At 71.1% G+C, this 14,458-nt stretch carries 12 protein-coding genes; 7 read left to right on the top strand and 5 right to left on the bottom strand.

What is annotated here, in order from left to right; genetic code table 11:
* Positions 1-47: 47 nt before the first annotated feature.
* Positions 48-542: an N-acetyltransferase gene (locus AB0D10_RS23275; RefSeq protein ID WP_360259450.1), complete on the bottom strand. Its 495-nt coding sequence runs from the start codon at positions 540-542 to the stop codon at positions 48-50.
* A 399-nt stretch (positions 543-941) separates the two neighbouring features.
* On the opposite strand from AB0D10_RS23275, the gene AB0D10_RS23270 reads away from it, so the two are divergent.
* Positions 942-1,898 (top strand): helix-turn-helix domain-containing protein, encoded by a 957-nt coding sequence (locus tag AB0D10_RS23270; protein ID WP_360259448.1) that lies wholly within the window; start codon positions 942-944, stop codon positions 1,896-1,898.
* A 46-nt stretch (positions 1,899-1,944) separates the two neighbouring features.
* Here AB0D10_RS23270 and AB0D10_RS23265 read toward each other — a convergent pair whose 3' ends face one another.
* The 4 genes from AB0D10_RS23265 to AB0D10_RS23250 all read right to left on the bottom strand — a co-directional run bounded on the left by AB0D10_RS23265 (position 1,945) and on the right by AB0D10_RS23250 (position 6,025).
* Complete coding sequence (locus AB0D10_RS23265) at positions 1,945-2,736, bottom strand: histidine phosphatase family protein (protein WP_360259445.1); 792 nt, start codon at positions 2,734-2,736, stop codon at positions 1,945-1,947.
* Between the two features lie 154 nt (positions 2,737-2,890).
* Positions 2,891-4,504, bottom strand: coding sequence for a monocarboxylate uptake permease MctP (gene mctP, locus AB0D10_RS23260; protein ID WP_360259443.1), 1,614 nt, complete (start codon positions 4,502-4,504; stop codon positions 2,891-2,893).
* Positions 4,501-4,764: a DUF3311 domain-containing protein gene (locus AB0D10_RS23255; RefSeq protein ID WP_360259441.1), complete on the bottom strand. Its 264-nt coding sequence runs from the start codon at positions 4,762-4,764 to the stop codon at positions 4,501-4,503. The genes mctP and AB0D10_RS23255 overlap by 4 nt, the downstream gene beginning before the upstream one ends.
* A 469-nt stretch (positions 4,765-5,233) precedes the next feature.
* The gene (locus AB0D10_RS23250; protein ID WP_030057964.1) at positions 5,234-6,025 is read right to left on the bottom strand and encodes a GntR family transcriptional regulator; all 792 of its coding nucleotides are present in this window, start codon (positions 6,023-6,025) and stop codon (positions 5,234-5,236) included.
* 337 nt (positions 6,026-6,362) lie between these two features.
* Between AB0D10_RS23250 and AB0D10_RS23245 the strand changes: the two genes are divergently transcribed.
* From AB0D10_RS23245 to AB0D10_RS23220, 6 genes are all read left to right on the top strand, one after another.
* The gene (locus AB0D10_RS23245) at positions 6,363-7,652 is read left to right on the top strand and encodes an extracellular solute-binding protein (protein ID WP_360259439.1); all 1,290 of its coding nucleotides are present in this window, start codon (positions 6,363-6,365) and stop codon (positions 7,650-7,652) included.
* 135 nt (positions 7,653-7,787) lie between these two features.
* On the top strand, positions 7,788-8,816 hold the full coding sequence (locus AB0D10_RS23240; RefSeq protein ID WP_360259437.1) for a sugar ABC transporter permease: 1,029 nt from the start codon (positions 7,788-7,790) through the stop codon (positions 8,814-8,816).
* A complete protein-coding gene (locus AB0D10_RS23235; protein ID WP_360259435.1) occupies positions 8,813-9,640 on the top strand; it encodes a carbohydrate ABC transporter permease in 828 nt (275 codons plus the stop codon). The genes AB0D10_RS23240 and AB0D10_RS23235 overlap by 4 nt, the downstream gene beginning before the upstream one ends.
* A 6-nt stretch (positions 9,641-9,646) precedes the next feature.
* On the top strand, positions 9,647-11,200 hold the full coding sequence (locus AB0D10_RS23230; protein ID WP_360259432.1) for a glycoside hydrolase family 3 protein: 1,554 nt from the start codon (positions 9,647-9,649) through the stop codon (positions 11,198-11,200).
* Positions 11,201-11,657: 457 nt separating this feature from the next.
* Positions 11,658-12,935, top strand: coding sequence for an extracellular solute-binding protein (locus tag AB0D10_RS23225; RefSeq protein ID WP_360259632.1), 1,278 nt, complete (start codon positions 11,658-11,660; stop codon positions 12,933-12,935).
* Positions 12,936-13,188: 253 nt separating this feature from the next.
* Complete coding sequence (locus AB0D10_RS23220) at positions 13,189-14,274, top strand: SIS domain-containing protein (RefSeq protein WP_360259429.1); 1,086 nt, start codon at positions 13,189-13,191, stop codon at positions 14,272-14,274.
* Positions 14,275-14,458: the final 184 nt, after the last annotated feature.

Here is a 14,458-nt window from a genome sequence, read left to right as displayed (position 1 = left end):
CGATGGTCATTTCAAGTCAGGGGGAGCGTACGGCGGCAGACGGGCGCTCAGAACGCCAGGGTGTAGACCATCAGGTCCATCCCCGGGTACGGCGACCAGTCGCGCTCGGGGGTGCGCCGGAAGCCGACGCGCTCGTAGACGCGGTGGGCGGCGGTCATCTCGGGGCGGGTGGAGAACGCCATGCCGGCCAGGCCGAGGTCGCGGCTGCGGGCGAGCGAGGCGCGCACCAGTGCCTCGCCGACGCCGCGGCCGCGGGAGGCGGTGTCGGTGGCGAGCATCCGGATCTCGCCCTCGCGCGCGGTGGCGATGTCCGCCCACTCGGTGCCGCCGACCGCGAAGGTCACGCAGCCGAGGACCCGTCCGCCGGCCGGCTCGACCGCGACCAGGAGTTCGGCCTCCCGGGCCCGGCGGTCGGTGTCGCGCAGCAGCTCGACGTAACTGCTCCCGGGCGAGGTGAAGCCGCCGCCGACGAAGGCGTCGACGGTGATGCGGCCGGCGTCTTCGAGGTCCTCCGGAAGGGCCGGGCGGATGAGGTAGTCCATGCGGCCAGTGTGCCGGAGCCGTGCGGGGTGCGAAGCTCCGGGGTCGAACGGACCGGGAGGGTGGCCGGATCGGCGGAGGGGCGCAGCGAGGCGGCGGGCATGGTGCCGTACAGCCGCTCGGGGCGGGCAAGGTCGGCCGGGTAGCCGCCCGGGCGGTGGTGGTTGTCGCGGTCGGCTGCCGGGCCGCGGGAGACCTCGCGGCCGATCAGGACGCCGAGCAGGCCGAAGCCGCCGACGGTGCCGGCCAGGGCCAGTGCGCTGGCGATGGTGTCGCTGTCCATGGGCTCCACTCTGGCCGGGCGGGGCGACGGCCACGAGTGGCAGGAATGACCGATTGCCTCGAAATCCTGCCACCCGGCACCTTCCGCCGCGGCGGGCGGCCGGGGCATCCTGGACGGCATGCTGAAGAACGTGGTCGCGGTGGTGCTGGAGGAGATCCACCCCTTCGAACTGGGAGTGGCCTGCGAGGTGTTCGGCCTCGACCGCACCGCCGACGGGCTGCCCGGCTACGACTTCGCGATCGCCGGCGCCCGCCCGGGGCCGCACGCCACCCACGCCGGCTTCGCGGTGGACGTCCCGCACGGCCCCGAGCGGCTGGCCGGGGCCGACCTCGTGGTGGTCACCGCGGCGCGGATCCGGGAGAGCTACCCCGAGCCGCTGCTGGCGGCGCTGCGCGGGGTGGTGGCGGACGGTGGCCGGGTGCTCTCCATCTGCAGCGGCGCCTTCGTCCTGGGCGCCGCCGGGCTGCTGGACGGCCGCCGCTCCACGACCCACTGGCGGCACAGCGAGCAGCTGGCCGCGCGCTTCCCGCGGACCGCCGTCGAGCAGGACGTGCTGTACGTGGACGACGACCCGGTGATCACCTCCGCCGGGACGGCGGCCGGCATCGACGCCTGCCTGCACCTGGTGCGCCGGGCGCAGGGCGCGGAGGTGGCCCGGGAGATCGCCCGCCGGATGGTGGTGGCACCGCACCGGGAGGGCGGGCAGGCCCAGTTCGTGAACCGCCCGCTGCCCGAGTGCGACGGCGACTCCCTGGCACCGCTGCTCGACTGGATGCGCCACCACCTGGACGAGGAGGCCACCGTGGAGCAGCTGGCCGCCCGGGCGCACATGTCGCCGCGCACCTTCGCCCGCCGCTTCCAGCAGGAGACCGGCACCACCCCGCACCGCTGGCTGGTCGGGCAGCGGGTGCTGCTCGCCCAGCGGCTGCTGGAGTCCACCACCGAGCCGGTGGACGCGATCGCCGCCCGCTGCGGCTTCGGCAACGCGGCCGCCCTGCGGCACCACTTCGGCCGTCGGCTGGGCACCACGCCGCTGGCCTACCGGCGGTGCTTCGCCGACCCGGCGTTGCGCTGACCGCGCCGACCGCGCCGACCGCGCCGACCGGAGGACCGGTGGACCGTCAGTTCGCCTCCGCGGCCAGGTGGTCGACGCCGTTCCAGCCGTCCGGTCGCAGCCGCCCGTCCTGGGCCCGCCACAGGCTGGTGGAGCAGTTGTGCACCGGCCCGAGCGCGATGAGCTGCTCCTCGGTGAGCCGGTCCAGCGCGTAGCGGAGCATGAGCACCGTGCAGTCGTGCGCGACCAGCAGGACGGGCCGGCCGGCCTCCTCCTCGCAGACGTCCCGCAGCAGGCTGCGGACCCGCAGCGCGACGTCGGCCCAGGACTCGCCGCCGGGCGGACGGTAGTACAGCTCGCCCATCTTGCGCCGCCGGGCCGCCTCCTCCGGGTGCTTGGCCTCGATGGCGGCCTTCGGCAGCATCTCCAGGACGCCGAGTTCGCGGTCGCGCAGCCGCTCGTCGTAGCGGACGGTCAGCGAAACGGGGACGGCGCCGAGGCCGGCGGCCTGGGCGAGCGCGATTCTGGCGGTCTCGGCGGTGCGCACGTACGGCGAGCACCAGACGCTGCGCGGGCGGTCGGCGCTGGGCAGGGCGGCCCACCAGCGGCCGAGTGCCTGGGCCTGCTGCCGGCCGTGCAGCGACAGCGGGATGTCGGCGTCGCGGCAGCTGATCGGGACGCTGAGCGCGCTGGCGGCCTCGGCCAGCTGGAACTCGACGTTGGCGGTGGACTCGCCGTGCCGGGTCGCGATCAGCACGGACGGCAGCCGGGTGGCCGCGGGGCGGTGGGCGGTGATGTGGTGGTGCTGGCTCTGGGTGGACTGGTGCTGGCCGTTGAGGGTGGTACCGAGTTCTGCCATGGCCGCGAGCTCCCCGTGGTCGATCAGGTTCCGGCCGGTTGCCGGTCCGGTCTGGTGGTGCCCGGCGTGCACGCCTGTTCATACATATGATCGCGCCGCCCTCTCCAGTGTTCACGGAGAAGACGGCGCGATCACAGGGCGCGTACCGCGCGAATCAGTGCGCCGCTACGGGCTCCGGCGCGTTCTTCAGCTCATCGTCGCCGGCCTCGGCGCTGTAGTCCGACGGCCTGGTCTCGTCCGGGCCTTCCGGCGCCTTCACGGCCCGCAGCACCAGGGTGAGCACCACCGCGACGACCAGGTTGAGCGCGAACGCGGTCAGCCCGATGTAGCCGATCTCGCCGATGCCGGGGATCCCGGCCGAGTTGCCGCCGAAGTGCTTGGTGGCGGGGCTGGCGATCCCGTACGCCTTCCAGGTGCCGTAGACCATGCCGGCCGCCCAGCCGGCGAACAGCGCCCAGTGGTGGAACCAGCGGGTGAACAGGCCGCCGACGATCGCCACGAAGGTCTGCAGGATCCACAGGCCGCCCAGCAGCTGGAGGTTGATCGCGGCCTGCTTGTCCATGCCGAGGACGAACACCAGCGCGCCGACCTTCACCAGCAGCGAGACCAGCTTGGCGGTCCGGGTCTCGTCGGCGGGGGTGGCGGAGGGCTTGAGCCAGTCCTTGTAGACGTTGCGGGTGAAGAGGTTGGCCGCCGCGATCGACATGATCGCGGCCGGCACCAGCGCGCCGATCCCGATCGCGGCGAAGGCCACGCCGGTGAACCAGTCCGGGAACATGTCCGCGAACAGCTGCGGCACCGCGAGCTGGGAGTTGTAGCCCTTGACGCCCTTGCCCACGCCCGCCGCGATCGCCATGAACCCGAGCAGCGCCAGCAGGCCCAGCATCAGCGAGTACGCCGGCATGATCGCCATGTTGCGGCGCACGGTGTTGCGGGACTTGGAGGCCAGCACGCCGGTCACCGAGTGCGGGTACATGAACAACGCCATCGCCGAGCCCAGGGCCAGCGTGGCGTACGTCCACTGGCTGCCGTGCGGGACGGTCATCGACCCCTTGGCGCCGGGCGCGCTGAACTTGTGTGCGGCGGCGTCGAAGACGTGCCCGTAGCCGCCCAGCCGGATCGGGATGTAGATCACCGCGACGATGATCACGATGTAGACGAGGGCGTCCTTGACGAAGGCGATCAGCGCCGGGGCGCGCAGGCCGGAGGAGTAGGTGTAGGCGGCCAGCACGCCGAAGGCGATGAACAGCGGGAGGTCCTTGACGAACCAGCCGGCGTTCTCCCCGCCGCCGACGCCCAGCACGTCCAGCACCGCCTGGATGCCGACGAGCTGCAGGGCGATGTACGGCATGGTGGCCAGGATCCCGGTCAGCGCGATCACCAGCGACAGCGGCCGCGAACCGTACCGGCCGCGCACGAAGTCGGCCGGGGTCACGTAGCCGTGCACCCGGGAGACCGACCAGAGCCGGGGCAGGAAGAGGAAGACCAGCGGGTAGGCGATGATCGTGTACGGCACCGCGAAGAAGCCGGCCGCGCCGGTCGCGTACACCGCCGCCGGGACGGCGACGAAGGTGTACGCGGTGTAGAGGTCGCCGCCGAGCAGGAACCAGGTCACCCAGGTCCCGAAGTTGCGACCGCCCAGGCCCCACTCGTCCAGGTGCGCCGCGTCGTCCGCGCGGCGCCAGCGCGAGGCGAGGAAGCCCATCACCGTGACCAGGGCGAAGAACAGCACGAAGACCACGAGGGCCGGCACGTTGACGTCCTTCATCGCGCACCGCCCTTCCGGGCCGCCTTGCGGGCCTTCTCGTCCCGGGTGATCAGCAGGTAGGCGGCGACGGTGAAGACGGCCGACACCGGCACCCAGAGCAGCTGGTACCAGTAGAAGAACGGCACCCCGGCCACCGCCGGGTCGTCCTTGTCGTACGAGGACACCCACAGCATCGCGACGATCGGCACGAGCAGGGCGAGACCGGCCAGCACCCGCTCGGGGGTCACCGCCGGGACGGCGGCCCCGGCTGGCTCGGGCATGACATCTTCGAAGGTATCGGGATCAGACGGCATCTTCGGCTCCGCTCCGGAGGGTTTCTCCCCGTCGGCGCCGCAGCCCCGGAGGCGTCGCACGCCCCCGCGAGCCCGCCGAGCAGCACCATCGGTGATCGGCAGTCAGTACGGCTGCGCAATCTAGAGCATGGGGTGATCCATGTCACCGGAAACGACGGAACTTCCCACCAGTCGGACGTGACCGACCGATCTCCGCCGTCGTGGGGCGCGAACAGGACGGTCGCCGGAGGTGGGTGTCACCGTTGCCGGACGCGGCCGGCGTCTCCGCGGGGCGCGGGTGGGCCACCGCAGGACGCGGCCGGGGCGCCGTCGCGACGACTCGGAAGAAAGTCCGTCACGGAACGCGAAGGGCACCGGCGCGCAGGTCGCGCGCGCCGGTGCCCGGGGCGCGGTGGGGGAGTGCGCCCGGGCCGGGCGCCCCTCCGGGAGCGGGTGCCTACTCCGGCCGCTTCAGGCGGGTGATGAACTTGTAGCGGTCGCCCCGGTAGATGGAGCGGACCCACTCGACCGGGTCGCCCTCGGCGTCGAAGGAGTGCCGGGACAGCTGCAGCATCGGCAGGCCCAGGTCGGAGCCGAGCAGCCCGGCCTCGCGCGGGTCGGCCAGCGTGGTCTCGATGGTCTCCTCGGCCTCGGCCACGGTGACCCCGTACACCTCGCGCAGCGCCGCGTACAGGGAGTTGTGCTTGGCCAGGTTGCGTCGCAGCGCGGGGAAGCGCTTGGCGGACAGGTGCGCGACCTCGATGGCCATCGGGTCGCCGTTGGCCAGCCGCAGCCGCTCGATCCGCAGCACGCGGCCGCCCGGCTTGATGTCGAGCAGCGGGGCGAGCCGGTCGTCGGCGGTGATGTAGCCGATCTCGATCAGCCGGGAGGTGGGCTCCAGGCCCTGGGCGCGCATGTCCTCGGTGTAGGAGGTGAGCTGCAGTGCCTGGGCGACCTTGGGCTTGGCGACGAAGGTGCCCTTGCCCTGGATGCGCTCCAGTCGGCCCTCGACGACCAGCTCCTGAAGGGCCTGGCGGACGGTGGTGCGCGAGGTGTCGAACTGGGCGGCCAGCGCGCGCTCCGGTGGGACCGGGGTGCCGGCGGGCTGGGTCTCGGTGAGCTGGAGCAGGTGGCGCTTGAGTCCGTAGTACTTGGGGACGCGCGCGGTCGGGTCGGCGCCGGTCTGCGTCGGGAGGTTCTTCACCTCGGGGTCGTCGGCCTGGGCGGTGGTTCCCCCGTCGCTGCTCATCGGACCTGTTCTCCCGCTTCTCGCAAGGCCTTCACAGACCCCGCCACATCGTTAACGGGTCACATCGTTGCATGTATGGCTACGGAACGAATACCTCATCACGCGATGAACGATGTGCGGTGTCGGCTTGATAACGGGTGGTCGAGATCGGTCGAACAGCCGTTGACAGGCCCATTGGTCTAGGCCAAGCTCCAGGCATCTGGTCTACACCACTAGGCCGGTAACCACGAATCCCCCCACCCGCTCGAAGGGGTCCGCGGCGCCGATTCCCCCGCTTTGTGTGGGTCTGCCGCTGCCGCCCGACGGGGGTAAACCAGGCATCCCTCAGGAGGATGGCGTGAAGCGTCAGCTCATCGCGGCGGTCGGCGTCGCAGCAATGGTCGTCGGCCTGGCGGCTTGTGGCTCGGACGGCAAGAAGAGCGACGGCGACTCGAAGTCGTCGTCCGCCTCGGCGGCCGACAAGTACAAGGGCAAGACGCTGAAGGTGTGGACCATGACCGGCTCGGCCCCGAAGGGCTGGACCGACGCGGTCAAGACGGAGTTCGAGACCACCTACCCGGGCTCGAAGGTCGACTTCCAGGCCCAGGAGTGGACCGACATCGGCCCGAAGGTCACCGCCGCCCTGTCCGAGGGTTCGGTCGACGTGCTGGAGGTCGGCAACACCCAGACCGCGGGTTACGCGGCCTCGGGCGGCCTGCTCGACATCACCAAGGACAAGTCCGCGCTGGGCGGTGACAACTGGGCCGCCAACCAGAACGAGGCCGCGATCCTGGACGGCAAGCAGTACGCCGCCCCGTGGTTCGTCACCAACCGCGTGGTCGCCTACAACAAGGACCTGTGGGCCAAGGCCAACCTGACCGACGCCCCGAAGACCCTGGACGAGTTCTACGCCGACCTGGAGAAGCTGAAGGCCGTCCCGGGTGTCGTCGACCCGATCTACATGCCCGGCCAGGAGTGGTACGTCTACTTCGGTCTGCTGACCAGCGAGGGCGGCAAGATCGCGAAGAAGGACGGCGACAAGTGGGTCGGCGGCCTGTCCTCGCCCGAGGCGCAGAAGGCCTTCGAGACCTACAAGAAGCTCCAGGGCTACTCGGCCACCGGCCCGAAGGACAAGGACGAGGCCACCCCGCAGCAGAAGGACGTCTTCGGCGCGGGCAACGTCGGCACCATGATCGGCCTCGGCTGGGAGCTGCCGAAGGAGGAGGTCCTGCCGGCGAGCAAGATCGGCTTCTTCCCGCTCCCCGGCAAGACCGCCGACAAGCCCTCCGGCGTGTTCCTCGGTGGCTCGAACCTCGCGATCGCCTCGCAGAGCAAGAACACCGACATGGCGAAGGACTTCCTGAAGATCGCCCTCAACGACAAGAACGAGGGCCTGGTCGCCGCGGCCGGCAGCATCCCGAACAAGGCCACCCTGAACGGCCAGATCACCGGCGACTTCGCCAAGGCCGCCCAGTCGGCCGCCGCGGTCGGCGCGATCACCCCGAACACCCCGAACTGGGCCAGCGTCGAGGACAAGCCGAACCCGATCAAGGACTTCCTGACCGCCGCCCTGCAGGGCGGCGACTACGCCGCCACGGCCAAGAAGTACGACGACGAGATCGCGAAGCGACTGAACCAGAAGCAGTAAGCACCCGGGGCCTGTCGTCGAACTCCCGCCCGCGGGGCGACGACAGGCCCCGGCGGCGTCGCTCACCGGCCCCCGGCGGGGGGCCGGTGGGCGACGCCTGTCCGTCGTGGCCAGGGTTGTGAGGAAGTGAGAACGATGGCTGTGCATTCGGAGCGGGTGCAGACGCAGTCCCCCGATCCAGGGGAGGCCGTTGCGGCCCGAGTCGAGACGAGCGTCACGGGCGGCGGCCCCGGGGGTGCCGCGCCGAAGCGCATCAGATCCGCGGGCGGCCCCGGGCTGGGCGCCCGCCTCGCCCCGTACCTGCTGCTGCTGCCGGCCACCGTGGCGACGCTCGCCCTGCTGGGCTGGCCGCTGCTGAAGACCGTGCTGCTGTCGTTCCAGAACCTCAACCGGCGCCAGCTGGTCATGCACATCACCGAGTGGAACGGCTTCGACAACTACAAGGAGCAGCTGACCGATCCGGAGTTCTGGTCGGTCACCGGGCGCACCATCGCCTTCACCGCGATCAACGTGGTGCTCATCATGGTCGGTGGCACCCTGGTCGGCCTCCTGCTGAACCACCTCGGCAAGAAGATGCGGCTGCTGCTGCAGATCGGCCTGCTGATGGCCTGGGCCATGCCGGTCGTCGCCGCGACCACCGTCTACACCTGGCTCTTCGACTCGCAGTGGGGCGTCGTCAACTGGTTCCTGGACCAGCTGGGTTGGCACTCGATGGCCGACTACAACTGGCTCAGCAACGAGTACACGACCTTCTTCGTCGTCATCCTGCTGATCGTCTGGATGTCGATCCCGTTCGTGGCGTTCAACATGTACGCGGGCCTGACCACCATCCCGAGGGAGCTCTACGAGGCCGCCCGGATGGACGGCGCCGGCTCCCTCAAGATCTTCAGCGCGGTGATCTTCCCCAACCTGAAGCCGTTCTTCCTGGCCACGACCTTCCTCGAAGTCATCTGGGTGTTCAAGTCCTTCACCCAGATCTACGCGATCAACGCCGGCGGCCCCGAGAAGCTGACCCGCACCCTGCCGGTGCACGCCTTCCTGGAGGGCTCCTCCGGCCAGCACTACGGCGTCGGCTCCGCGATCGCCGTGCTCACCATCCTGATGCTGGGCGCGCTGATGGCGTACTACTTCCGCATCATGATCAAGCAGGAGGACGAGCTGTGAGGCGCTCTCTCTTCGGACGTACCTGGCCGAACGTGATCGCGGTCGTCCTGTTCGTCTTCTTCGTCTTCCCCGTCTACTGGATGTTCGCGACGTCCTTCAAGCACGACCAGGACATCATCAGCAAGACGCCGGTCTTCGTCCCGCTCGACGGGACCTTCGACCACTTCGTCACCGCGGTCGACGCCCCGAACTTCTGGACGTACGTCACCAACAGCGTCACCGTCACGGTCGGTGCGGTGCTGCTCTCGCTGGTGATCGCGACCCTGGCGTCCTTCGCCATCGCCCGGATGAAGTTCCGCGGCCGCAAGGGCTTCGTGCTGGTCGTCATGATGGCGCAGATGGCGCCCTGGGAGGTCATGACCATCGCGGTCTACATGATCTCCCGCGACAACGAGCTGCTGAACAGCCTCGTGCCGCTGACCCTCTTCTACATGATGATGATCCTGCCCTTCACCATCTGGACGCTGCGCAGCTTCATCGCCGCCGTGCCGAAGGAACTGGAGGAGTCGGCCATGGTGGACGGCTGCACCCGCACCCAGGCCTTCGTGAAGGTGATCTTCCCGCTGCTGGCCCCGGGCCTGATGTCGACCTCGCTGTTCGGCTTCATCACGGCCTGGAACGAGTTCCCGCTCGTCCTGATCCTCAACAAGGACGAGGGCAAGACCCTCCCGCTGTGGCTGTCGTCCTTCAAGACCGCCTTCGGCAACGACTGGGGCGCCACGATGGCCGCGTCCACGATGTTCGCCATCCCCGTGCTGATCCTGTTCATCTTCCTGCAGCGCAAGGCCGTCGGCGGTCTCACCGACGGCGCCGTGAAGGGCTGAGTCACCGTGAGCATCCTCGTTCCCACCGTGCCGGACAGCGACCAGCTGCACCGCGACGCCCTGACCGTCCTGCAGCCCGGCTTCGTCGGCACCGAGCCGCCGCAGTGGCTGCTGCGCCACCTCGCCGCCGGGCTCGGCTCGGTCGCCCTGTTCGACCGCAACGTGGCCGACCTCGACCAGCTCTCGGCCCTGACCCGGGCGTTGCGCGCCGAGAACCCCGACCTCCTGATCGCCATCGACGAGGAGAGCGGCGACGTCACCCGGCTGGAGGCGGGCTCCGGCTCGTCCTGGCCCGGCAACCTCGCGCTCGGCGCGATCGACGACCCGGCGCTGACCCGGGACGTCGCCCGCGAGCTCGGCCGGGCGCTGGCCGCGGCGGGCGTCAACTACAACTGGGCGCCCACCGCGGACGTCAACTCCAACCCGCGCAACCCGGTCATCGGCGTCCGCTCCTTCGGCGCCGACCCGGAGCTGTGCGCCCGGCACACCGCCACCTGGGTCGAGGGCCTGCAGTCGGCCGGCGTGGCCGCCTGCTCCAAGCACTTCCCCGGTCACGGCGACACCGCGGTGGACTCGCACCACGGCCTGCCGGTCATCGACGTCGACCTGGACGTGCTCCGGGCCCGCGACCTGATCCCGTTCCAGGCGGCGATCGCGGCCGGCACCAAGGCCGTGATGACCGCCCACATCATGATCCCGGCGCTGGACCCGGAGCTGCCGGCCACCCTGAGCCCGACCGTGCTGCGCGACCTGCTGCGCGCCGCCCCGGCCGACGGCGGCCTCGGCTACCAGGGCCTGATCGTCAGCGACGCGATCGAGATGGGCGCCATTGCCGACACCTTCGGGATGGGCGAGGGCACCGTGCTGGCCCTGGCGGCCGGCGCGGACGCGATCTGCGTCGGCGGCGGACTGGCCGACGAGGAGACCGTGCTGATGCTGCGCGACGCCATCGTGGCGGGCGTGCGGGCCGGGAAGCTCGACGAGGAGCGGCTGGCGGACGCCGCCGCCCGGGTCCGGGCGCTGGGCAGCTGGGGCCGGATCTCGGCCCAGGGCGAGCGGCCGGAGCCGGACCTGGCGGTCGGCCTGCGGGCTGCGCGCCGGGCGCTGAAGGTGGTCCGGGCGCCGGGCCTGGTGACGCCCCCGGTGAGCGAGCGCCCGTACGTGGCCTCGTTCTCGGACGAGCCCAACATCGCGGTCGGCGACGTCACCCCGTGGGGCGTGGCCGGCATGCTGGCCGACCGCTTCCCCGGCACCCGCACCCGCGCGGTGTCGGCCGCCGAGGCGGCCCCGGAGCTGCTGGACGGCCTGGTCGGCGAGCTGGTGGCCGACGCCGAGGGCCGTCGCCTGGTGCTGGTGGTCCGCGACGCGCACCGCTACCCGTGGATGTCCGCCGTGCTGGGCCGCCTGGTGGCGGTTCGCCCGGACGCCGCCGTGGTCGAGATGGGGCTGCCCCAGTCCGAGCCGGTCGGCGCGCTCTACGTCGCCACCCACGGCGCCGCCCGGGTCTGCGGGCTGGCGGCCGTGGAGGTGCTCACCGGGCAGCCGGGAGCGGTCGGCTGAACCACAGGAGGAACGTCACCGGCCGTGTCCGGGAGGCGTCGGCCGACGGGCCCGTCATGCGCATGTCGCATGGCGGGCTCGTTCCGTTTCCCCGGCGTCGACCTGCGGATTCGCGAAGTGGCCGTGCGCCCTCAAGCAGGCCTTAAATCCACCTTAAGTTCCACCGATGGTGACGGGGCGGCGACTGATCGCCACGGGGTACAACGGCTCTGCAACGTCCTTGGACGCAGGGGCATTTGGCCGTTGACACCACCTTTGGTCTAGGCCAGAGTCCAGTCATCCGGTTCGAATTTCAACCTCGCCGGATGTGGTATCGGCCCACCCCGAAGCTCTGCGCCGCCCCCTGTCCGGACTCTCCGCCGCGGGCGCGCCCATCACGCTGCCGGCGGGCATCACGGCTCTAACACCCTCGGAGGACGGCGTGAAGAAGCGTCAGCTCGTTTCGGCGCTCGGGACCATGGCACTGGCGGCGGGCCTGACGGCCTGTTCCTCGTCGGGCGCACCGTCGGGCGACGGCAGGAGCGCCGCGGCCGACCCGAAGGCGGCCACCGGCACCGTCACGGTCTGGCTGATGGACGACGCCCAGAAGAACTGGCCCGACCTGGTCCAGCGGGTCAACGACGAGTTCGCGGCGAAGTACCCGAACGTCGCCCTCAAGCTCTCCTACCAGGGCTGGGCGGACAAGGTCACCAAGCTGGACAAGGCCATCGCCGAGGGCAGCGCCCCCGACGTGGTCGAGCTGGGCAACACCGAGACCATGAAGTACGTGCTGTCCGGCGCGCTGGCCCCGGTGGACCGGACCACCTTCGACAACTCCGACAGCTGGATCAAGGCCCTCGCCAACACCTGCACCTACCAGGACAAGCTCTGGTGCGTGCCCTACTACGCCGGCTCCCGGGTCGCCGTCTACAACTCCATCGCCTTCCAACAGGCCACCGGCAGCGCGGAGTTCCCCAAGACCGAGACCGAGCTGACGGCCGCCCTCGACAAGGTCGCGGACAGGAACAAGGCGGACAGGACCTTCTCCCCGCTCTACCTGCCCGGTCCGTACTGGTACGCGGCGATGAGCTACGTGGCCGCGTGCGGCGGCAGCATCGCCAAGTTCGACAGCGCCGGGAACTGGCACGGCACCCTGCACGACGCCAAGTCCCAGGAGGGCATCGGCCACTTCGCCGACCTGGTGCGCAAGTACAACAAGGGCGACCTGACGGTGAACGAGCAGAACCAGTACGAGGCGATGTCCCGCGGGCACGCAGCCTCCTTCTACGGCAACGGCTACGAGGCGGCCAGCGTCACCGCGCCGGTCACCGGCGACCCGAGCCTCAAGGACTCCGTCAAGGTGGCCACCATGCCCGGCCCGGACGGCAAGCCGCTGCCGACCTTCATCGGCGGCTCCGACCTCGCCGTCACCGCCAAGTCCCCGTCGGCGGCGCCGGCGACCGACTGGATCCGGATGTTCACCAGCACCAAGTCCGAGCAGGCGCTGGCCGACAAGGACATCCTGCCGAACAACCTCACCCAGCTGAACCCGCTGAAGAACAAGCCGTCCACCGCCGCCGCGGCCAACGCCGTCCCGGACGCCTGGTTCACCCCGCTGGCGCCCGGCTGGGGAGCGGTCGAGAAGCAGAAGATCATCCCGGACATGCTGACCGCGATCCTCAAGGGCAAGTCGGTGGACCAGGCCACCAAGGAGGCCGACGCCGCGATCGACCAGCTGATCAACAAGGCGTCCTGACCCGCGCCCCGTCGTCGCGTCCCACGTCCGTCCGGCGCCCGTCCGCCGCCTGTCCGCCGTGTGTCCGCCGCCCGTCCGTCCGCCGCTCCCCGGCTCCGGGGGAGCGGCGGACGGAGGTGCTCCGGCCGGGGCGCGCCCGTAGGATTGCGGGGCACGAAGGAACCGCAGCGAGTGTGCGGACTCGCCGCCGTAGAGGTCCCCGTCGGGCAGCCGCCCGGGCGGGGTCGAACCATCTCATCGGAGGCAGACCCAGATGTCCGACCCGCAGACTGTTTCCGTCCCCGGCCGGATCATGGCGGCGGAGATGGCCGAGCAGCCGGCCGTCCTGCGGCGCATCCTCGACGAGGGTGCCCCGAAGATCCGCGGGATCGCGGCGGAGATCGCCGCCCGCAAGCCGCGCTTCGTCCTGCTCACCGCACGCGGCACGTCCGACAACGCCGCGCTGTACGCCAAGTACCTGATCGAGATCCTGCTCGGCAAGCCGGCCGGCCTGACCTCGATGTCGACCACGACCGCGTACGGCGCCACGCAGGACCTCACCGACGTCCTGGTGATCACCGTCAGCCAGTCCGGCGGCTCGCCGGACCTGGTGGCCTCGACCAAGGCCGCCCGCGAGGCCGGTGCGATCACCCTCGCGGTCACCAACAACGCCGCCTCGCCGCTGGCCGAGGTTTCCGAGTTCCACATCGATGTGCTGGCCGGCCCGGAGAAGGCGCTGCCCGCCACCAAGACCTACACCGCCGAACTGCTCGCGCTCTACCTGCTGGTCGAGGGCCTCGCGGCGGCATGGGGGCGCCCCCTGCCGAAGGCCGGGGGAGGCTCGGCGGCGGAGGACCTGCCGGCCCTGGCTGCGGGCGTGCTGTCCCGGCAGGCCGAGGTGCGGGCGCTGGCCGAGCGCTACCGCTTCGCCCAGCGCCTGGTCATCACCTCGCGCGGCTACGGCTACCCGACCGCCCGGGAGGCGGCGCTGAAGCTGATGGAGACCACCTACATCCCGGCCAGCCCGTTCTCCGGCGCGGACCTGCTGCACGGTCCGCTGGCCATGGTGGACAACGTCTCGCCGGTCATCGCGATCGTCCCGGACGGCAAGGGCGGCGAGGCCCTGCAGCCCGTCCTGGACCGGCTGCGCGGCCGCGGCGCGGACCTGGTGGTGATCGGCCAGCGGGCACAGGTGGAGGCCGCCTCGGCGGGCTTCGCGCTGCCGGCCGGCGTGCCCGAGGAGGTGCAGCCGATCCTGGAGATCCTGCCGCTGCAGCAGTTGGCGTACGAGGTCACCATCGCGCGCGGCCAGGACCCGGACGCCCCGCGCGCGCTGGCCAAGGTCACCGAGACGCGGTAGTCCGGCCGTCTGCGGCCCGGACGCGGACCGGCCCCCGTCCACAGCCTGTGGACGGGGGCCGGTCCTGTGAGCGGCGCGCGATGGTCGGGGGCCGGGCGGGGCCGGAAAGCACTACGGGCCACGGCGCCGACACGGGACCCTCAACCCATGCGGCACCGCAGCCCGGAGCTGTCGTCGGGCACCG

Source organism: Kitasatospora sp. NPDC048545 (assembly GCF_040651155.1).
Lineage (GTDB): Bacteria > Actinomycetota > Actinomycetes > Streptomycetales > Streptomycetaceae > Kitasatospora.
The sequence above is the reverse complement of the archived record's forward strand: the minus strand, read 5'-3'. Positions and strand labels throughout refer to the sequence as shown.